Annotated in this window: 17 protein-coding genes; 9 read left to right on the top strand and 8 right to left on the bottom strand. The window is 70.7% G+C overall.

The features are described 5' to 3' along the window. Positions 1-29 precede the first annotated feature (29 nt). Positions 30-2138 carry a M6 family metalloprotease domain-containing protein gene (locus FLW16_RS17170; RefSeq protein WP_260615337.1) on the bottom strand — a complete coding sequence of 703 codons (2109 nt, stop codon included), beginning with the start codon at positions 2136-2138 and terminating at the stop codon, positions 30-32. Positions 2139-2246: 108 nt separating this feature from the next. Here FLW16_RS17170 and FLW16_RS17165 point away from each other — a divergent pair, with 108 nt between their 5' ends. Further along, positions 2247-3416: a CdaR family transcriptional regulator gene (locus tag FLW16_RS17165; protein WP_185949460.1), complete on the top strand. Its 1170-nt coding sequence runs from the start codon at positions 2247-2249 to the stop codon at positions 3414-3416. 58 nt (positions 3417-3474) lie between these two features. Here FLW16_RS17165 and FLW16_RS17160 read toward each other — a convergent pair whose 3' ends face one another. Next, the gene (locus FLW16_RS17160; RefSeq protein ID WP_142561091.1) at positions 3475-4137 is read right to left on the bottom strand and encodes a class I SAM-dependent methyltransferase; all 663 of its coding nucleotides are present in this window, start codon (positions 4135-4137) and stop codon (positions 3475-3477) included. 179 nt (positions 4138-4316) lie between these two features. Further along, positions 4317-5168: a collagen-like protein gene (locus FLW16_RS17155; RefSeq protein ID WP_142561090.1), complete on the bottom strand. Its 852-nt coding sequence runs from the start codon at positions 5166-5168 to the stop codon at positions 4317-4319. 239 nt (positions 5169-5407) lie between these two features. On the opposite strand from FLW16_RS17155, the gene FLW16_RS17150 reads away from it, so the two are divergent. Beyond that, on the top strand, positions 5408-6898 hold the full coding sequence (locus tag FLW16_RS17150; protein WP_142561089.1) for an MFS transporter: 1491 nt from the start codon (positions 5408-5410) through the stop codon (positions 6896-6898). Here the strand turns inward: FLW16_RS17150 and FLW16_RS17145 are convergent. Beyond that, the gene (locus FLW16_RS17145) at positions 6805-7500 is read right to left on the bottom strand and encodes a TetR family transcriptional regulator (RefSeq protein ID WP_142561088.1); all 696 of its coding nucleotides are present in this window, start codon (positions 7498-7500) and stop codon (positions 6805-6807) included. The two genes, FLW16_RS17150 and FLW16_RS17145, sit on opposite strands and share 94 nt — an antisense overlap. 109 nt (positions 7501-7609) lie before the next feature. Between FLW16_RS17145 and FLW16_RS17140 the strand changes: the two genes are divergently transcribed. Beyond that, positions 7610-9034: an MFS transporter gene (locus FLW16_RS17140; protein ID WP_142561087.1), complete on the top strand. Its 1425-nt coding sequence runs from the start codon at positions 7610-7612 to the stop codon at positions 9032-9034. A 13-nt stretch (positions 9035-9047) separates the two neighbouring features. Here the strand turns inward: FLW16_RS17140 and FLW16_RS17135 are convergent, their stop codons facing one another. Next, positions 9048-9998 carry an Lrp/AsnC family transcriptional regulator gene (locus tag FLW16_RS17135; protein WP_142561086.1) on the bottom strand — a complete coding sequence of 317 codons (951 nt, stop codon included), beginning with the start codon at positions 9996-9998 and terminating at the stop codon, positions 9048-9050. Positions 9999-10202: 204 nt separating this feature from the next. Here FLW16_RS17135 and FLW16_RS17130 point away from each other — a divergent pair, with 204 nt between their 5' ends. Both FLW16_RS17130 and FLW16_RS17125 read left to right on the top strand, forming a co-directional pair. Beyond that, positions 10203-11249 carry an NAD(P)/FAD-dependent oxidoreductase gene (locus tag FLW16_RS17130; RefSeq protein ID WP_142561085.1) on the top strand — a complete coding sequence of 349 codons (1047 nt, stop codon included), beginning with the start codon at positions 10203-10205 and terminating at the stop codon, positions 11247-11249. An 81-nt stretch (positions 11250-11330) separates the two neighbouring features. After that, positions 11331-11771 carry a sterol carrier family protein gene (locus tag FLW16_RS17125; RefSeq protein WP_142561084.1) on the top strand — a complete coding sequence of 147 codons (441 nt, stop codon included), beginning with the start codon at positions 11331-11333 and terminating at the stop codon, positions 11769-11771. Positions 11772-11783: 12 nt separating this feature from the next. Here FLW16_RS17125 and FLW16_RS17120 read toward each other — a convergent pair whose 3' ends face one another. Further along, entirely contained in the window at positions 11784-12077 is a 294-nt protein-coding gene (locus FLW16_RS17120; protein WP_142561083.1) for a hypothetical protein, read from the bottom strand. A gap of 451 nt (positions 12078-12528) precedes the next feature. Here FLW16_RS17120 and purF point away from each other — a divergent pair, with 451 nt between their 5' ends. Both purF and purM read left to right on the top strand, forming a co-directional pair. Further along, positions 12529-13965: an amidophosphoribosyltransferase gene (gene purF, locus FLW16_RS17115; RefSeq protein ID WP_142561082.1), complete on the top strand. Its 1437-nt coding sequence runs from the start codon at positions 12529-12531 to the stop codon at positions 13963-13965. Further along, the gene (purM, locus tag FLW16_RS17110) at positions 13962-14990 is read left to right on the top strand and encodes a phosphoribosylformylglycinamidine cyclo-ligase (protein WP_142561081.1); all 1029 of its coding nucleotides are present in this window, start codon (positions 13962-13964) and stop codon (positions 14988-14990) included. The genes purF and purM overlap by 4 nt, the downstream gene beginning before the upstream one ends. A 506-nt stretch (positions 14991-15496) precedes the next feature. Here the strand turns inward: purM and FLW16_RS17105 are convergent. Together FLW16_RS17105 and FLW16_RS17100 are read right to left on the bottom strand one after the other, a co-directional pair. After that, on the bottom strand, positions 15497-15727 hold the full coding sequence (locus tag FLW16_RS17105; protein ID WP_079315184.1) for a DUF3073 domain-containing protein: 231 nt from the start codon (positions 15725-15727) through the stop codon (positions 15497-15499). Positions 15728-15878: 151 nt separating this feature from the next. Further along, on the bottom strand, positions 15879-16997 hold the full coding sequence (locus FLW16_RS17100) for a Glu/Leu/Phe/Val dehydrogenase dimerization domain-containing protein (protein ID WP_142561080.1): 1119 nt from the start codon (positions 16995-16997) through the stop codon (positions 15879-15881). A gap of 134 nt (positions 16998-17131) precedes the next feature. Between FLW16_RS17100 and FLW16_RS17095 the strand changes: the two genes are divergently transcribed. Together FLW16_RS17095 and bldC are read left to right on the top strand one after the other, a co-directional pair. Then, entirely contained in the window at positions 17132-17998 is an 867-nt protein-coding gene (locus FLW16_RS17095; RefSeq protein WP_142561079.1) for a hypothetical protein, read from the top strand. 521 nt (positions 17999-18519) lie between these two features. Then, the gene (bldC, locus tag FLW16_RS17090; protein ID WP_013133571.1) at positions 18520-18723 is read left to right on the top strand and encodes a developmental transcriptional regulator BldC; all 204 of its coding nucleotides are present in this window, start codon (positions 18520-18522) and stop codon (positions 18721-18723) included. The last annotated feature ends 196 nt before the right edge of the window (positions 18724-18919 follow it).

Below are 18919 nucleotides of genomic sequence, written 5' to 3'. Positions count from 1 at the left end.
CGGAAGGGCCTCTTGCCTTCTGTATGGCGTCAGACGGCGTTGACGTGGCAGGTGGCGGTCATGGTCGTGGACGGGTCGCTCTCGGAGGTGGCCGTGAGCTTCACCGTGGCGTGACGGCTGCCGCCCGCGGACTGCTGGGCGAAGACGGTGACGGTCTGCTTGCCGCCGAAGTCGACGGCCGCGAGGGCGTTGGGCGTGATCGTGGTCCAGCCGTTCCCTTCGACCTCGGCCTTCAACCGGTAGACGTCACTGTTCAGGTACGCGCTGACGTCCTCGGGGTGCTGCCCCTGAGCTGAGGCGGCCTTGCCGGTGTTGAACAGCGGGAAGCTGCACATCGACACGCCCTTCTGGGCGGCGGGGACGCCGGCGCCCGGCAGCAGCTTCACGCCCCGCTTCTGCGGGCCCGCGCCGTCGAGGGACTTGATCGCCACCGTGTACGACAGGGTCCCCTTGGCGTCGCGCTGCACGTCTGTGACGTAGAAGTGCAGACGGTTGACCTGGTCCACGTACTCGTACTGGCTGCCCGAGTCGGTGCCCGCGTGGAAGAGGGCGTCGGCGAGCTGCCGGTAGTCGCCGATCGTGATCGGGACCTTGGTGCCGTCGGGCAGCACGTAGTCGGTCATGTTGATGTCCTGCGGATTGGCGTCGATCACCCACTCGAACGGCGCCCGGTCCTGGTTCTTGGTCTTGGCCAGGAGCACGCCGGAGTCGGGGGTGAAGGAGTCGCTGCCGATCCGGTCGACGACCTCCACGGTGTAGTTGTCGTAGCTGCCGCCGTCGCAGAGCGGGTCGGTGCGCTGGCTGCACGACCCGGTGGACTTGTCACCGGTGTCGAAGGAGACGTTGACGCCGGTCAGCCGGCCCTTGCCCGGCTGGACCTCGCGTGCGGTCACCTTGGCGACCACCAGGCCGGAGTCGCGGAGCGCCTCGCGCGACAGGCGCAGGACGTTGTCCTCGTCGACCATGCCCAGCTTGATCTTGTTGCGCAGCATGTGCTGGGCGCCCATCGACGCGCCCGCCGTGGGCGGGATCAGCCAGCGGCTGTGCGGGCCGCCGGGGCCGTTGAAGCTGCCGCGGCTGAGCATCTCCCAGATGCCGGTGTAGGCCCGGACCGGCGGGTTGCCGTACGGGTTGTTGTAGTTGTCCAGGACGCCCAGGATGTGGCTGAACTCGTGGGCGAAGACCCCCTGGCCGGAGCTTTCGGCCTGAACGGAGTCGACGCCGATGTTCGCGTTGGGCCAGAACGTCGAGCCGGCGGCCCAGGACGTCCAGTCCACATAGCGGGTCCTGGACCAGTTGGGCAGGTTCGGGTCCGGCGGCCCGAAGTCGTCGGTGACGTCCTCCTTGGTGGGGAACTTCATCATGCCGAACTCCTGCCAGGTCGACGACTCGTCCTGACCGGCGCTCAGATAGAAGACGAAGTCGAACTGGGAGGTGACGTCCTGTCCGACGTCGGCGAGCCAGGCGGCCTTGCCGTCCGCGCGCAGGTTCCTGGTGCAGTTGTCCCCCGCCGGGCAGGCGTCACGCTGGTACTCCATCGCGTACTCGTGCGACTTGCCCGGCATGGTGTAGGGGCCGAAGGCGGTGAGGTCGACGCCGTACCTGCCGCCGGAGTCCTCCATCCAATACTCGTGCAGGGTGTGGCCCTTGTTGAGCTGGTTGGGGGTGTTGAGGAAGTCCTGGTAGAACTTGGCGACCTGGCCACGGGGGATGTCGTGGGCCTGGGAGCTGGGGTTGCCGAAGACGGTCGAGTTCTGCGGCTGGGTGACCACGAACGGCTGGTTGGGATAGTCCACCAGCACCAGCGCGCCCTTGAAGGTGCGCGTCGAACCCTTCACGGCGGGGTTCGCCCAGTCGGTGCCCGGGATCTTCTTGTAGTCCGCCCACGTCATGTGGTCGGGGTTCTTCCAGTTCTGCGGGTCGATCGGCGCGACGACCCGGGACGCGCGGCCGCGCAGTGCCTGAGCCTCGTCCGGCTCGTCGCGCTGCCAGGGCTGGATCTGGGGCCAGTGGTCACGACGCCAGGGGTGATCGGGGTCTCCGCCGGGGGCCGCGGAGGCGGGAGCCGCCGTAAGCGCGAGCGGGGCGAGCGCAATGGCCGCCACTATGCCCGGGAACAGCGTTTTTGAGAGTTTCACGAATTATGACGCTATAGAGACTATTGACGCAGATCATCGGTCACTTGTAGGGAAGACCAACGGGCCCTTCTCCTACAGATGTCGAAGCGTCCAGGTGGAGGCCGAGTGGTGGATCTGCAGCGAATCGTGGACGACCTCGCCCTTCGGCTCGAAAGACCCCTGCTGCTCGAGGACGGCCGCCAGCGCGTCGTCGCCTACAGCGAGCAGGACGGACCGATGGACGACGTCCGCCGCCACTCGATCCTGCGCCGCCACACCACCCCCGACGTGCGCGACTTCCTGCGCGCCGCGGGCATCCACGAGGCGACCAAGCCACTGCGCACACCCGGCGCCCCGGAGCTGGGGCTGCTGCCGCGGGTCTGCGTCCCCGTACGGCACGACGGCCTGCCGCTCGGCTTCCTCTGGTTCATCGACGCGGCCCCGGCCATGACCGAGCCGGAGATCGCGGTCGCGGCGGAGGCCACGCCCGCCCTTGCCCTGACCCTGTTCCACGAGAGCCTGGCCTCCGAGCTCGCCTCGCGCCGCGAACTGGAGGCCGTCACCGGGCTGCTGCTCCGCGAGCCCGACGCCGACAGGACCCTGATCGAGGCGGGCGCGTTCCCTCGTGGCGTGCCCGTGACCGTGGCGGTCGCCAGGCCCGTTCAGGGCGGGGCCGACGAGACCCTGCGGCTGACGATGGAACGCGGGCTGCTGGCCCTGCGGCGGCGCCTGGCCGGGCACCATCCCCTGCACCTGGTGCGCTACGACCACGCCGTACTGCTCACCGCGGGCACCCGCGTCTTTTCCGAGGAGATGCACGCGGCTCTCGGGACGCCGGTCCTGGTCGGGATCGGCTCGCCGCGCCCCTCGCTCTCCCTCGCGGCGGAGTCGTACGAGGAGGCGTTGCACGCCGCCGAGGTCGTCGCGAAGGTGCCGGAGTTCGGGCGCTCGGCGGAGTGGGACCGCCTCGGCGTCTACCGCATGCTGTCCGGAGTGCCGCACGGCAACCTCCATCCGGGGCTGGCACGGCTGCTGGACGAGGCCCAGCACCGGCCGCTGCTGGAGACCCTGGAGATCTACCTCGACCTCGCCGGCAACGCCCAGGCCGTCTCCCGCCGGCTCCGCCTGCACCGTACGTCGCTCTACTATCGCCTCCGCCGGGTCGAGGAGCTGGCGGAGACCGACCTCAGGGACGGCGCGGAGCGGCTGAGCCTGCATCTCAGCCTCAAACTCGCCCGCCTCTCCGGCCGCTACCGCCCATCCCCCCTCCCCGTCGAGACCGAAAGCACCGGCCAATGACGTAAGAGACTCGACACGTTCTGTTCCTGGCCGTCTGGACCCGAGGAGGGTCCCCGCCTCAGCGCCGGGGAGGCACCGGTTTGCGGGCGACGAGATACGCCTGGGCGGTCCGCTCGAACTCGCGGCGCTCGGTCTTCAGCTGCGCGACCACCGGCAGTCCCGCCTCGGCCAGCATCGTCGCCGCACGGTCCGGCGACAGGCGGTGGAAGTCGAGCGCGACCTGCCGGCCGAACACCTCCGCCGCGTGGAAGGGCTCGTCACCGACCTGGAAGGCGAGCAACAGATGTCCTCCCGGAGCGAGCACCCGGTGGAACTCGGCCAGCGCCGCCGGCTGCCCCTCGGGCGGGGTGTGAATGATCGAGTACCACGCGACGACGCCGCCGAGGGCCTCGTCGGCGATGTCCAGGGCAGCCATCGCCCCCTCCTCGAACCGCAGGTCCGGATGCTCGCGCCGGGCCACCGCGATCATGCCCGGCGACAGATCGACGCCGAAGACGTCCAGGCCGAGCGCGTGCAGGTGCGCCGTGATCCGGCCGGGCCCGCAGCCGACGTCGGCCACCGGCCCGGGAACGCCCGACGCCCGCACGATCTCGGCGTACGCGGCGAGCATCGCGCGCTCGAACGGCTTCTCGTCCAGCTGGTGCCGGAGGCGATCGGCGTAGTCCGCGGCGACGGCGTCGTAGGCCGCCCGGGCGACCCGCAGGTAGGAGGGCTCGGTCATGATCGGACACCTTAGGCCCCGGAACCGGCGACGGCCCCCGAAACCGACGAAGGCCCTTCCGGTAACCCCTCCGGAAGGGCCTTCGCAGTGCCGTACGCCAACGCCTCGTCGCGTACGGCAAGCAGGTGCGGTGCGTCCGGCGGAGCCCCCACGGACTCCACCGGCACGCTCCGGCAGACTTACGAGATCTTCGTGCAGACGGCGTAAACGGTTCCGCTACCGCCGTTGCCGTTGCCCGTCAGCTCGACGGTCCAGCCGTTGCCGCTCATGTAGCTGCCCGTGACGGTCTTGCTTGAGCTGATCTTGTAGCCGCCGCCGGTAACCCTCTCGTCCGCAGCGCAGGTGGCGGTCCCGCTGCTTCCGGAGATGAACTGGCTCGACATCCGCGAGCTCAGGGCGGGGGCGTCGCCGCCGCTGCCGCCCTGGCCCTTGAGCCACTTGAGGAAGTCGGCCTCGTCCTTCGAGGAGCAGGCGCTCTTCTTCCAGATCTCGCAGGCGCTCTTGCCGTCCTCGCCGTCCTTGCCCGGCAGGCCGCGATCGCCCTTCTCGCCGGGCAGGCCGCGCGGACCGGTGTCACCCGCGGCGCCGGCGGGACCGCGGTCGCCCTTTTCGCCCTGCGGACCGGCGGGACCACGGTCGCCTTCCTTGCCCTGCGGACCGGCGGGACCGCGGTCGCCCTCCTTGCCCGGAGCGCCGTCCTTGCCGTCCTTGCCCGGGGCGCCGGTGTCGCCCTTCGGGCCCTGCGGACCGGCGGGACCGCGCAGGCCCTGCGGGCCGCGCAGACCGCGGGGGCCCTGCTCCCCGGTGTCGCCCTTCGCACCGGTGCCGCCGATGCCCACCGGACCCTGCGGACCGGTCTTGTTCCACGACACCTTCGTCTCGGTCGGCTTACACGTCGTCGTGGCGTTGACCAGGCGCATATACCGCGTGCTCTTGTTCACACACGCGTAGAAGGCGGCGTCACTCGCCGACGAAGCGGTGGCCGCACCACCCAGAACCAGGACCGATCCAGCCAGAGCACCAGCCGTCATCAGGCCGATCGTGCGTCCGCCCGGCAACTTGATAGCCACGGGACTTCCCTCTCTAAGGCACGCGAAGTGCGCGGAATACAAAAGTTACGCACGTGATTCACGCGCCGAGGGATATGCGGGTTGTCATGCCAAACATCACGTATGCGTATCTCCGCTATCCGTAAGCCCGGACGGTCAAGAACGTTCCAAACGGGTGTCGGCCGATTCGGCACCGCGCCCGGTGAGCGGGTTCCGCGACAATTCAGACGTACGGCGCACGTCAGAATCGACGGCATGGCCGACACCCCCCCCCCCCAGAGCCCGGCTCAGCCGACCATGCGAAGGCCCTCCGGTACGCCTGGAGGGTCTGCTCCGTCACCGGGCTCGGTCTCGTCCTCATCGGGCTCAGCTCCAGCACGCTCAACGTCGCCCTTCCCGCGGTCGTACGGCACTTCGACGCCGGACCGCTGGCGTCGAGCTGGATCCTGCTCGCGCACCTGCTGATCAGCACCGCGACGCTGGTGTTCTTCGGCCGCGTCGCGGACCTGCTCGGCAGGCGGGAGGTCTACCTCGTCGGGTTCGCCCTGTTCACGGGCGCGTCACTGCTCGCCGGGATCGCGCCGGACGTCGGCGTGCTGATCGCCCTGCGGGCGCTTCAGGGGCTCGGCGCGGCCATGATCCTGGCCAACGGCACGGTGATCGTCACCGCCGCCTTCCCGCCCGACCGGCTCAGCCAGGGGATGGGCGTCTACATGGCCACGCTCTCGGTGGCCCAGCTCGCCGGGCCGACGCTCGGCGGCCTGATCGCGGACACGCTCGGCTGGCGGTGGATCTTCTGGATCAACGTCCCGGCGGGGGTGGTCGCGCTCGTCTGGGGCGCGGCCGTGCTGCGGAAGGTCCCGGCAGGCCCCCGGCAGTCCGTGGACGCGCTGGGCAACCTGATCGTGTTCGCCGCGCTGTCGGCCGTTCTGATCGCCATCAGCCAGGGCGAGCCGTTGTCCGGCGTGGCCGCCGCCGCGCTCGTCCCCGCGCTGCTCGCGGTGGAGCGCCGGGCGCGCAACCCGGTGCTGAACCTCACGTTGTTCGGCGGACGCATGCTCCTGTGCGCCAATCTGGCGTCGTTCGCCAACGCGCTCGCGCGCTCGTCGCTGATCCTGCTCGCCGGGCTCTACTTCCAGGCCGCACGCGGGGCCGACGCGCTGGCCGCCGGCGTGGGCGTGCTGCCGGTCCCTGTGGGCATGACCATCGCCTCTCCCCTGTCGGGCGCGCTGGGCCGCAGGATGAGCCCGTACGCGCTGTCGGTGGGCGGGTGCGTGCTCACGGCGTCGGGGCTGCTCGTCCTCACGGTCTCGGCCGGTCAGGCCGCGCCCTACTGGATGATCGGGATCGGGCTCTTCGTGTGCGGCTGCGGCAGCGGCGCCTTCCTGACCGGCAACACGACGCAGGTCATGAGCGCGCTGCCGGAGGAGAGCCGCGGAGTGGTGAACGGCTTCCGCCTGATGGTCATGAACGTCGGCGTCGTGCTCAGCGTGGCGACGACGCTGAGCGTGCTGACCGCCTCGGTCGCGCCCGCGCTGCGCGACCAGGTCTACGCGGGGACGCTGTCACAGCTGTCCCCGGTCGCGCTGCGGCAGCTCATGACCGGGTTTCGCACCACCTATCTCGTATTGTTCTGCGTCGCGCTGCTCGGCGTCCTCTTCGCGGCCATGGCCTCGACCCCGGACATCAGGAGATCCACGCCGAAGGCGTAGTACGCCTCCGCGTCGGGCTCCTCCTCCATCGTCTTGGCGTACTCCAGGATGCGCGGGAACTCGTCAGCCGGAAGCCGCTCCAGGGTCAGCCGCTTCTGCCGGCGCCACTCGGCCGCCTCCTCCGGCGTCATGACGCGTGGGCACCCCGGCTCGTCGTCCACCAGGGCCATCGCGCCGTGCAGCAGGTATGAGGAGATGAAGTAGCCCTCGTCCAGCCGGAACCCGGCCTGAGCCAGCAGGTCCAGCGCGGCGTTGGTCGCCCGGCTGAAGCTCGGCACGTCCTCCTTCAGGACCATCCCGAGCAGACCGGGCATGTACCGGTGCCGCCGCATCACCCGGATCAGCGCCTCGACCATGGCCCGCAGCCGGTCCTGCCACGGCGCGGCGGGGTCGAACTCGGGCGTGACCTCCGCGAGCAGGTGGTCGGCGACGCAGACGAGCAACTGGTCCTTGTTCTTGACGTGCCAGTAGAGAGCCATCGGCGTCACCCCGAGCTCCTGGGCGAGCCGTCGAACCGTGACCGACTCCAGGCTCTCGGCGTCGGCCAGCTCAACGGCCTTCTCGACCAGACTCAGGCGGCTCAGCCGCTCCGCGTTCGCCATGGCCCGCAGCCTCCCTACCTTCTCGGCACTTGACAACTATACGCCGTACAAGGTCTCCTATGCACCGTACATGTACGCCGTACATGTACCTCGTACAAGAGGAGGACGCATGTCCGGACGGTGGTGGGCGCTCGTCGCGGTGTCCCTCGCGACTTTCATGACCTACCTGGACAACAACGTGGTCAACGTGGCACTGCCGACGATCCAGCGGGACCTCGCGCTGACGATCTCCGGCCTGGAGTGGATCGTGAGCGCGTACATCCTGGTGTTCGCGGGCCTGCTGCTCGCGGGCGGTCGCCTGGCTGACGTCTTCGGCCCCAGGACGGCGTTCTTCGGCGGCCTGGCGGTCTTCACGCTCGCGTCGGTGGCGGCGGGCCTCGCCGGGAGCCAGGAGACGCTGATCGCCGCGCGGGCGGTGCAGGGGCTCGGCGCGGCGCTGGTGACACCGTCGACGCTGGCCCTGCTGCCACGGATCTTCCCCGATCCGCGCGAGCGGGCGACGGCCGTCGGCATCTGGAGCGCGGTCGGCGCCCTGGCCCTCGCGATCGGTCCGCTCACCGGCGGGTTCCTCAGCGAGAACGCCGACTGGGGCTGGATCTTCCTGATCAACCTGCCGATCGGCGTGGTCGCGGCCGTGATCGGCCTGCGTTCGATCAGGGTCGAGCGGGCCTCGTCCGGGCGGGCGTCCCTCGACCTGCCGGGTCTGGCCACCTCCGCCGTGGCGCTGTTCGCCCTCACCTACGCGCTCATCGAGGGCGAGTCGCGTGGGTGGACCTCGGCGCCGATCCTCGGGGCGTTCGCGGTCTTCGCGGTGGCCGCCGTCGTGTTCCTGCTCGTCGAGTCCCGTACGGCGCAGCCGATGATCGACCTCACGCTGTTCCGTGAGCGGGTCTTCAGCGGCGGCCTGCTGTCGATGGGCCTGTGGTCGTTCGGCGTCTTCGGCATCTACTTCTTCACCGCGCTCTACCTCCAGAGCGCGCTCGGGTTCTCCCCCACGGCCGCGGGCGCGGGCTTCGTACCCATGGCGCTGCTCATGGCCGTGATCGCGAGCGTCTCACCGCGGATCGCCGAGCGCTTCGGCAGCGCGGGCACGGTCGCCGTCGGTCTCGGCCTGATGGCGGTGGCCATCGGCGGGCTGTCGAGCGCGGGTGAGGGCTCCCACTACGGCGACCTGCTCCCCTGGTTCCTGCTGTACGGCGCGGGTGCCGGCCTGCTCGTCCCGCTGACCAACGTGGTGCTGAACGCGATGCCCCCCGCGAGGGCGGGCGTGGCCTCGGGCGTGCTCAACGTCTCCCGCGAGGTCTTCGGCCTGCTCGGCATCACGATCCTCGGCGCGATCCTCAGCGCCAGGCAGAGCGCGGTCGGCGGCGCTCCGCTGCACTCCTTCCTGGAGGCGTACCGGTTCACGCTGCTGATCGCGGCCGCGATCGTGCTGGTCGGCGTGCCGGTCAGCGTCTACTCCCTGCGCCGCACCCGGGCCACCTCCGCATCCGCCGAGCCCAGCGCACCCGCCGTGGCCGAGCCGGTCGCCTGACTCCCGGGTTCGTTCAGGGCAGCAGGGTGCCCACCCGCTTGACGGTGCGGATCACCGGGGCGGTCTCCACCTCGCGCACTCCGTCCAGCGTCGCCACCCGCTCCGTCAGGTAGTGGTAGAGGGCCTGGGTGTCCCGGCAGGTCACTCCTGCCATGAGGTTGGTCGGGCCGGTGGTGGCGGCCACCACGTCGGCCTCGGCGTGCCCGGCCATGGCCGCGCCGACCGCGGTCAGCGCCCGGGGCTCGACCTTCATCCACAACCATGCCTCCGCGTGATGGCCGAGCGCCCGGGCGGGGATCTCGACGTCGAAGCGCAGCGCGCCGCCCGCGCGCAGCTGCTCCAGCCGGCGGCGGGCCGTGGTCTGCGAGCACCCGGCCGCCGCCGCCAGCTCGCCGAAGCCGGCCCGGCCGTCCCGGGCCAGCACCCGCAGCAGGGCACGGTCCTCTCCGCCGAGGGTGATCTCGTGCTCGTCCATGTGATCCGGGCGCAGGCGCGCGGCCTGCTCGTCCGAGAGCACGGCCGCCCGGCTGCGCCATCCGGCGAACATGTGCAGCGTCGCGTGTGCCGACATCGACACCACGCGCGGAGTCCTGGGGAGCTTCTTCAGCAGCAGGTCGTCCCCATCTCCGCCGGACTGGACCCCGCAGGCGATCTCGGTGCCGCCGGACAGCAGGCGCACCCACACGGTGTCCTCGCGCCGGGCCAGCGCCTCGGCCACCGGCCCGGCGGCGTCCGGCGTGCACACCAGGCGGACCGCCCAGGAGGTCTGCCCGAAGCGGGTGCCGTCGAGCATGCCGACCACCCGCAGGAGCCCTTGAGAGCGCAGCCTGCGGTAGCGGCGGGCGATGGTGTGCTCGGAGGTGCCGACGACCTCGGCGATCTGCCGGAAGGAAGCCCGGCCGTCGATCTGGAGCGCGTGCACGAGAGCACGATCGAGGTCATCCAGGACGCCGCTTTCCGCCATATTTCATAATCCCATGCGATTTTCCGCCACCCCTACGCCTCCGACCTGCGCGAGCTGCCGGTCGCCGGTGATCGTGGGCGCATGAGCACTTACCTGGTTTTCGGCGCCACGGGAAACGTGGTCGCGCGACATCACCGGTGCCCCGGCCACGCCGCTGACGGCGTGGGCCGCCGAGCACGCGGCCGGCTTCGGCGGTGAGCCGCGATGAGAGTGATCGTCATCGGAGCCGGTCTCGGCGGCCTGGCCCTGGCCAACGGACTGCGCGGGACCGGAATCGACGTGGCCGTCTACGAACGCGACGCCTCGCCCGTGATCCGCGGGCAGGGATACCGTCTCCATCTCGGCGACCCGGGCATCGACGCGCTGGCCTCCGTGCTCGCGCCCGAGCGCTGGGCCGCGTTCCTGGCCGCCGCCCACACGCCCACGCCGCGGTTCGTCCGTCTCGATCCGGCACTGCGGGTGCTGGAGGAGCACGATTTCGGCGGCCGGCACCTGTCGGTCGACCGGCAGGAGTTGCGTGACACCCTGCTGGCCGACGTGAAGGGGCTGGTCACCTACGGCAAGCGCCTCACCGCCTTCCACACGGAGGCCGGGCAGGTGACCGCGTGTTTCGACGACGGCACCACGGCCGTCGGTGATGTGCTGGTGGGCGCCGACGGCGTCGGCTCCGCCGTCCGCCGGCAGCACCTGCCGCACGCCCGCGTCGTCGGCACCGGCCTCACCCAGCTCTACGGCAAGATCCCGAGGGAGTCGGCCGAGGACCTGGACCACGTGTTCAGCGCGGTCACCGGGCCCCGCCACCGTGTGGTGGGCATCGCCCTCACCCGCGACTACGCCACCTTCTCCTTCAGCGCCCGCACCGAGGACCTGCCGCCGGAGCCGCACGTGCTCAGATCCCTCGTCACGGAGATGACGTACGGCTGGCATCCCCGCATCCGGCGGATGCTCACCGAGTGGCACGACGTCTTTCCGCTCGCATTGCGCACCAGCGTTCCGATCGCCCCCTGGGACACCACCCGCGTCACGCTGCTCGGCGACGCGGCCCACGCGATGAGCCCGGCGGGGGGAGCCGGGGCCAATCTCGCCCTCCGGGATGCCGCGAGCCTGGCCGCCGCTCTCGCCGGTGGCCGTCCCCTGATCCCGGAACTGCGTTCGTACGAGCGCGAGATGATCGACTCCGGCTTCGCCGCGGTCCGCGCCTCCGCCGCCAACGGCGCCCGGATCCTCGGCCAGGACCCGCTCCCGATCTGAGTCCCTGAAGGTTCTATTCCTTGATCACGTTGTCGCTTTCCCGCGAGTTCGAGCGGAGGCGGCATCCGGGACAATGGGCCGGTGCCGGCACGCAGACTCGGCCCAGGGAAGATCAGAGAGGCGCTCGACGCCCAGCTCGCCGATCTCGGACGGCCGCCGTTCGACGGTCCCGAGAGCGCGGCCGGCGACGCGTGCGCGCTGGCCGTGCTCGACGCCTACGAGGCCGGGCTCACGCCGCTGAGGGCCGCCGCCCGCGCCGCCGTACGGCACCTGCTGGAGGACCTGGCCGCGCGGGCGCCGGGACGGTCGGTGGAGGTGCGGGTCCCCCCGCACGCCGCGGTGCAGTGCGTGGAGGGGCCCCGGCACACGCGGGGCACCCCGCCCAACGTCATCGAGACCGACCCTCGCACCTGGCTCGAACTGGCCACCGGCCGGCTGTCGTGGGCCGACGCCACCGCCGCCGGGAAGATCGCGGCCAGCGGCTCCCGGGCCGACCTGTCCGCGCTGCTGCCGCTCTGGTGAGCCCCGCCCGGGTCACTGGAACCCGGAGAGCTTGTTCTGCACGCAGCGCTGCGCGTCCTCCTGTGTGGGGTAGACCCGGCGGTCGAAGCACTCGCCGACATGCCTGGTCTTGAACCAGTTGTAGAGCGCCACGCTCATGATCAGGGCGAGCAGCAGGGTCAGTGTGCTCAGCACCACTCCTCCGGCCGCCCTGCCCCGGTTGGAGTTCCTGGCGATCGCCACGATGCCGATGACGAGCCCGACGATCGCCACGAGCGTGCCGACGCCGCAGACCAGCAGCAGGACGATCGAGCAGATCCCGAGCACCAGCGCGGCCGTCCCGAGCCCGCCGCCCGGTTGGGGTCCCCAGGGCCCACCGGGAGGTCCGCCAGGTCCCGGGGGCGGCGGCAGCGGCCCTCCGTACGGCGGCTGCCCGTAGGGAGGCTGTCCATAAGGAGGCGGGCCATGGGGCGGGCCTCCGTAGGGGGGCTGACCATAGGGCGGGCCTGCGGGTCCTCCCGCCGGCGGCTCCCGCTCCTCCGGGTTCCCCGGGCCGTACGGCTCCCGCGGGCGCCCGGGGTCGTCGGGTGTCGCCACGTTCATCCCTCCCGTACCGGTTCTGGGCCATTTCCGATTCTTAGGGCCTGTCCGAAAGCCCAGGCTGCCCCGAATTCCGCGTGTGAGCAGGGGCGACACGGCAAAGGGCGGGTGATGGTTCCGGCGCCTGACGGGCATGCCCGGGTTTGAGCAGCGCCAATGCCCAAATAGACTCAAGTACGTGTTGAAGGGCGACGGCCGGCTGGGCCATGACCTCGACCCCCAGGACCGCGCTCCGAAGGACGCCTGTGGCGTCTTCGGCGTATGGGCGCCCGGGGAGGACGTCTCCAAACTCACCTACTACGGCCTCTACGCGCTGCAGCACCGCGGACAGGAGTCCGCGGGCATCGCGGTCAGCGAGGGCAACCGCATCCTCGTCTACAAGGACATGGGCCTGGTGGCCCAGGTCTTCGACGAGTCGATCCTCGGCACCCTTCGGGGGCACCTGTCCATCGGACACTGCCGTTACTCCACCACCGGATCGAGCGTCTGGGAGAACGCGCAGCCCACGCTGAACTCCAGCGACGGCAAGGGGCTGGCGCTCGCCCACAACGGCAACCTGATCAACACCGCCCACCTCGCAGAACGGCTCGCGCCGGGCTCGACCCGGGCGACGACCGACACCGAGGTGCTCACCGCTCTCCTGGCGCAGGACTCCTCGCGCCCGGTCGAGGACGTGGCGGCCGAGCTGCTCCCGGAGGTCAAGGGCGCCTACTCGCTCGTCTGGATGAACGAGACGACGCTGTTCGCCGCCCGCGACCCGCAGGGCATCCGCCCGCTCGTGCTGGGCCGGCTGGAGCGCGGCTGGGTGGTCGCGTCCGAGACCGCCGCCCTCGACATCGTCGGCGCGTCGTTCATCCGCGAGATCGAGCCCGGCGAGCTGCTGACCATCGACGAGCGCGGGGTCCGCTCGCGGCGCTTCGCGTCGGCCGAGCCCAAGGGCTGCCTGTTCGAGTACGTCTACCTCGCCCGCCCCGACACCACGATCGCCGGGCGCGGCGTGCAGTCCACCCGGGTCGAGGTCGGCCGCGTGCTGGCCCGCGAACACCCGGTGGACGCCGACCTCGTGATCCCCACGCCCGAGTCCGGCACCCCCGCCGCCATCGGCTACGCCGAGCAGAGCGGCATCCCGTACGGCCAGGGCCTGGTGAAGAACTCCTACGTCGGCCGGACGTTCATCCAGCCGTCGCAGACCATCCGCCAGCTCGGCATCCGCCTCAAGCTCAACCCGCTGCGCGAGGTCATCGAGGGCAAGCGCCTGGTGGTCGTGGACGACTCGATCGTCCGCGGCAACACCCAGCGGGCCATCGTGAAGATGCTGCGCGAGGCCGGGGCCACCGAGGTCCACGTGCGGATCTCCTCGCCCCCGGTCGCCTGGCCGTGCTTCTACGGCATCGACTTCGCCACCCGCGCGGAGCTGATCGCCGGATCTCTGTCGGTCGAGGAGATCCGCTCCTCGCTCGGCGCCGACTCCCTCGGGTACATCTCCCTGGAGGGGCTCACCCGGGCGACGACGCTGCCGGCCGACCGGCTCTGCCGCGCGTGCTTCACCGGTGAGTACCCCATTCCGATCGAGGACGACAGGGTGGGCAAGTTCGTGCTGGAGGCTCAGCGATGACGAGCTACGCCGACGCCGGCGTCGACATCGAGGCCGGCGACCGCGCGGTCGAGCTGATGAAGTCGCGGGTGGCGCGCTCCCGGCGCCCGGAGGTCGTGGACGACGCCAGCGGCTTCGCCGGGCTCTTCGACGCCTCGGCGTTCCTGCGCTACCGCAGGCCGCTGCTGGCCACGTCAACCGACGGCGTGGGCACCAAGGTGATGCTGGCCCAGCAGCTCGGCAAGCACGACACGATCGGCATCGACCTCGTCGGCATGGTCGTGGACGACCTCGTGGTCTGCGGGGCCGAGCCGCTGTTCATGACCGACTACATCGCGTGCGGCAAGGTCGTGCCCGAGCGGATCGCCGACATCGTGGGCGGCGTGGCCGAGGGGTGCCGGCTCGCGGGCTGCGCGCTGGTCGGCGGGGAGACCGCCGAGCACCCCGGCGCGATGGGCCCCGACGAGTACGACCTCGCGGGCGCCGGCACCGGGGTCGTCGAGGCGGACGAGATGCTCGGCCCCGACCGGGTCGTGCCGGGGGACGTGGTGCTCGGGCTGGCCTCCAGCGGTGTCCACTCCAACGGCTACTCGCTGGTCAGGCACGTGATCAAGACCGCCGGGCTGGGCCTGGAGCAGGAGCTGCCCGAGCTGGGCCGTACGCTCGGCGAGGAACTGCTTGAGCCCACGCGCATCTACTCGCTCGACTGCCTGGCGCTCATCCGGGAGACCGAGGTGCACGCCCTGGCCCACATCACCGGCGGCGGGCTGGCGGCCAACCTGGCCAGGTCACTGCCCGGCACGGTGGACGCCATTCTCGACCGGAACTCCTGGACCCCGCCCGCGATCTTCGAGGTGCTGGCCGGGCGCGGCGGCGTGCCCCAGGAGGAGATGGACAAGACGTTCAACCTCGGCGTGGGCATGTGCGCGATCGTTCCGGCCGCGGAGGCCGACAAGGCGCTCGCGCTGCTGACCGGTCGGGGCCTGCCCGCCTGGGTGCTGGGCGAGGTCGTCGCGGGCGAGGGACGGGCCCGTTTCCGTCAGTGATGTCCCCGGGCCGCCCGGCCCGACGAACGGTCGCCGGATGGAGGTCGTGGCGGGACGGCCGCGACTGATCGGCCGGCGGCCGGCGCACCGGCACCAAGGGTCAGGGGCGGTCACGTCGTTGCGACCCGCGTGTCCGGGCGCTGACGTCCGGAGGATGTCCGCGGCCTCGTGCGATCCGTCACATTCGGGAGGCGCGGCCACGGCGGACTCTTCCGGGTCCGCCGCTGGAAGCAGAGAAGGCACCCGAGCATCGCACCGTGACGGCGACCACGACGGCCCGGTATGGGCGACTCGACGATGAGAAGGCACGCCGATTACGCCGACCGGCCATGACCGTGTCCGGCCACAAATGCGGCCGACCACAACACCGCGCGGCCGGCCGGCTCTCACCCAGCACCCGTCTCCGTAGCGGAGGCGAGGGGCTCGCGGGAGAGCGACTCGCGGACAGAGAGAGAACCCGGCGGGAACATCCCCGCCGGGTCACTCACCTGGCGATCAGAACCGGGTCAACGCCGCCCACGGCGATCGTCGTCGCCGTCGTCGTCGTCGACGGCCGCGTAATCGGCGTAGCGATCAGCCAACTCGTCGTAAGGGTCATGCTCGTCACTGTGGCCGGAATCGTCGGCGTCCACGACTCCGAGCTCCGCGCGCAGGCGCTCAAGATCCGTACCGCCGCTGTTGTACTTCAGCTGACGGGCGACCTTGACCTGCTTGGCCTTGGCTCGGCCGCGCCCCATTGGCTCGACCCCCTCATGCGGGGCCGTGCCCGACCCCTCGTCACTAACGCACCGCGCACCGACGCCACCTGACTTCAGGCGTCAGTCTCTCGTTCGCCTATTACCGTACCTGGTTTGTGCGCCGCTCGGTACGTCGTACGAGCGGCGGCGGTCAGCGCCGGAGCCAAATACCCCTTAGCCGACCGATTTCTGACATTCTCCGCTCTGCCAGCCTATCCGCTGCGACGGCGGGAGGGACGCCTTCCTCCTCGGCCGAGCGGAAGATTCTCAAGGTCGTGTCGAAGATCTTCGCCGCCCGGGCGCGGGCCCGGTCCATGTCGAAGCCCTCGATCTCGTCGGCCACCTGGATGACCCCGCCGGAGTTCACGACGTAGTCCGGGGCGTACAGGATGCCCCGCTCGGCGAGCTGCTTCTCGACACCGGGATGGGCGAGCTGGTTGTTGGCCCCACCACATACGATCTTCGCCTTGAGCCGGGGGACGGTCTCGTCGTCCAGCGCGCCGCCGAGGGCGCAGGGCGCGTACACGTCGATGTCGGAGGCCGCGAGGGTGGCGGCGTCGGGCACGGCCTCGACGGCGGGGTGGCGCCGCCGCACCCGCTCGACGGCCTGCTCGTCGACGTCGCAGATCACGACCTCGGCCCCGTCCTCGATCAGGTGGTCGACGAGTCGGCGGCCGACCTTGCCGACCCCCTCGACCCCGACCCGCCTGCCGCTCAGGGAGGACGCGCCGTACACGTGGTCGGCGGCGGCCCGCATGCCCTGGAACACACCGAAGGCGGTGAGGATGGAGGAGTCTCCGGCGCCGCCGTGCGCCTGGGTGCGGCCGGTGACGTAGGAGCACTCGCGCGCCACGACGTCCATGTCCTCGCTGTAGGTGCCCACGTCGCAGGCCGTGTAGTAGCGGCCGCCGAGCGACTGGACGAACCTGCCGTAGGCCCGCAGCAGCGCCTCGCTCTTGTCGGCCGCGGGGTCGCCGATGATGACGGCCTTGGCGCCGCCGTGGTCGAGGCCGGCCAGCGCGTTCTTGTACGCCATGGCCCGGGAGAGGTTGAGCACGTCGGCGAGTGCGGCCTGCTCGCTCTGGTAGGGGTAGAACCGGGTGCCGCCGAGCCCCGGTCCGAGCGCGGTGCTGTAGATCGCGATGATGGCGTACAGGCCGCTACGCTCGTCGGAGCAGAAGACGACCTGTTCGTGTCGCACCGGCTGGGCGGGGTTCGTGTCGCCGCCGGAGCTGGAATCCTTGTGGGACAGCCCGAAAACGTCGGTCACGGTGGTGACTCCTGATCGTGTACGCCGCCTCGTTGCGGCGATCGGCCTTCAGCTTATCCGATGCACCCGCGAAACGATCATGAAAAGCCGGGACGGTGCTGCACATGCGTCCCGCGACGTGGCACGATTCTGGTGTGCTCCCCTACGCCGCCTATCTCCGTGTGTACGAGCCGCTGACCGCTTTCGCCCCGCAGGATCAGGCTCGGTGGGTCCGGTACGCCGAATCGCGCGACCGGCCGCGCCGGGCGGGCGCGCTCGAGGTCGAACACGGCGAGGCGGTCCGCCGCCTGCTGTCGGTTCCGCCGCTGCCGGCGCCCGAGCGGGAGAGCCCCAACGCCTACCTGCGCCGGGTGGAGGAGACGCTGTACGTCTGCCCCTGGCAGAGCAGGCTGCGGTCGTGGCTGGCGTTCGCGTCGTTCCGCGGGAGCGTCCCCGTCAAGCTCGCCTCCCGGTTCGTGCCCCAGGCCATCGCGGAGCAGACCGCCGACGACTTCGACCGGTTCAAGCGGGGAGAGCAGTCCCTGCGCACCCACATCCGCACGAGCACGTGGCATGTGCCGATCGCGTGGTTCGCGCCGTTCGACTCTGCCGAGCGCTGGCTCGTGCTGGGCTCGGAGCAGCCGGCCGAGGCGGGCGCGCAGACCACCGCCGCGCCGCCCAGGAACATGCTGTACGTCACCTCGATGGCGCAGGCCCGGCGCCGGGTGGCGCGCGCGCTGGTGGTGATCCGCAGGCACGTGGGACAGGTGGCGGCCCTCACCGAGGTCGAGGAGGTGGGCCGCTGGCTGGAGGAGTTCCACCCCCACTCGCTGGTGGAGCTCGACTACGGCGGCCTCGTCCACCTGATGGACGACCGGACCCTCCAGGGCGACCAGTCCGTCGCCGAGGTGGCGACCGCCCTCGCGGGTTTGGACAACGGTCAGGAAGAACTTGCCTTCGCGATGTATCAGCGGGTGATTCTCCGCTGGAGGTCGATCCGGGCCCTGGAATCGGCAAACTGACGGTCATGAACATGTCCTGACCTGCCGATTCAGGTCATGACATAGTCGATCTCACATCTACGAACTGAGTAGTTTGCCGTTTTCACTGCGATACCACGAAACGTGTCGCTAGAATCACCGAGCGTGACATCAACCCGTGGTCGAGACGTTGTGCCCAGAGGGCTCGCCAATCGCACTACGTGGCTGTATGGTCACATCGGGTGATGCCGTAAATGGTCCTAGAAACCGCACGTTTTTGGATCATTGAAGGACATCCGTGACAGTGCCGCGACCGACAAGATTTGCCCGAACGCAGCGGTGTCCAGAGTGGTGCATCGCAAGGCGGAGGAGGAGCCGACACAGTGCTGTCGGCGACGACTCCTGGCGCGCGGAAGGTCCGAGCCTGCGAGGAGCTCTCGCGGGCGAGGCGGACGACGCCGCTCCGGCCGACGCGACGGGGCAGGGCTTGGCGGAAGGGGCACTTGCGCCAGACAAGTCGCAGGATCGCTGCCGGCGGTCCACACGGAGGAGAGGCCGCACAAATGTCAGCTCGTACACCCGAGGCCGAGCCACTGCTCACCCCGGCGGAGGTCGCCACGATGTTCCGCGTCGACCCCAAGACCGTCACCCGGTGGGCGAAGGCGGGCAAGTTGACGTCCATCCGCACCCTCGGCGGTCACCGGCGGTACCGGGAGACCGAGGTCCGGGCACTGCTCGCGGGGATTCCGCAGCAGCGGTCCGAGTAGGACGTGGCCGTCACGCCACGGGGGAACGACGGCGCGCTCGCGTCGGGGATGTGAGCGCGTCCACCACGCTCCCGTGACCGCTACGGGTCATGGGAGGGGATCTGGGGTCGGCGCCGCCCGCCCGGCGCCTCCCCGCGTACACGGTCCGTCCGCCCCCGGCGGTTCCCCTCGTCTTCCCATGCGTACGGCCCTGGCA

The organism is Microbispora sp. KK1-11, assembly GCF_006874435.1.
Lineage (GTDB): Bacteria > Actinomycetota > Actinomycetes > Streptosporangiales > Streptosporangiaceae > Microbispora > Microbispora catharanthi.
This window is presented reverse-complemented; position numbering and strand designations above follow the sequence as displayed.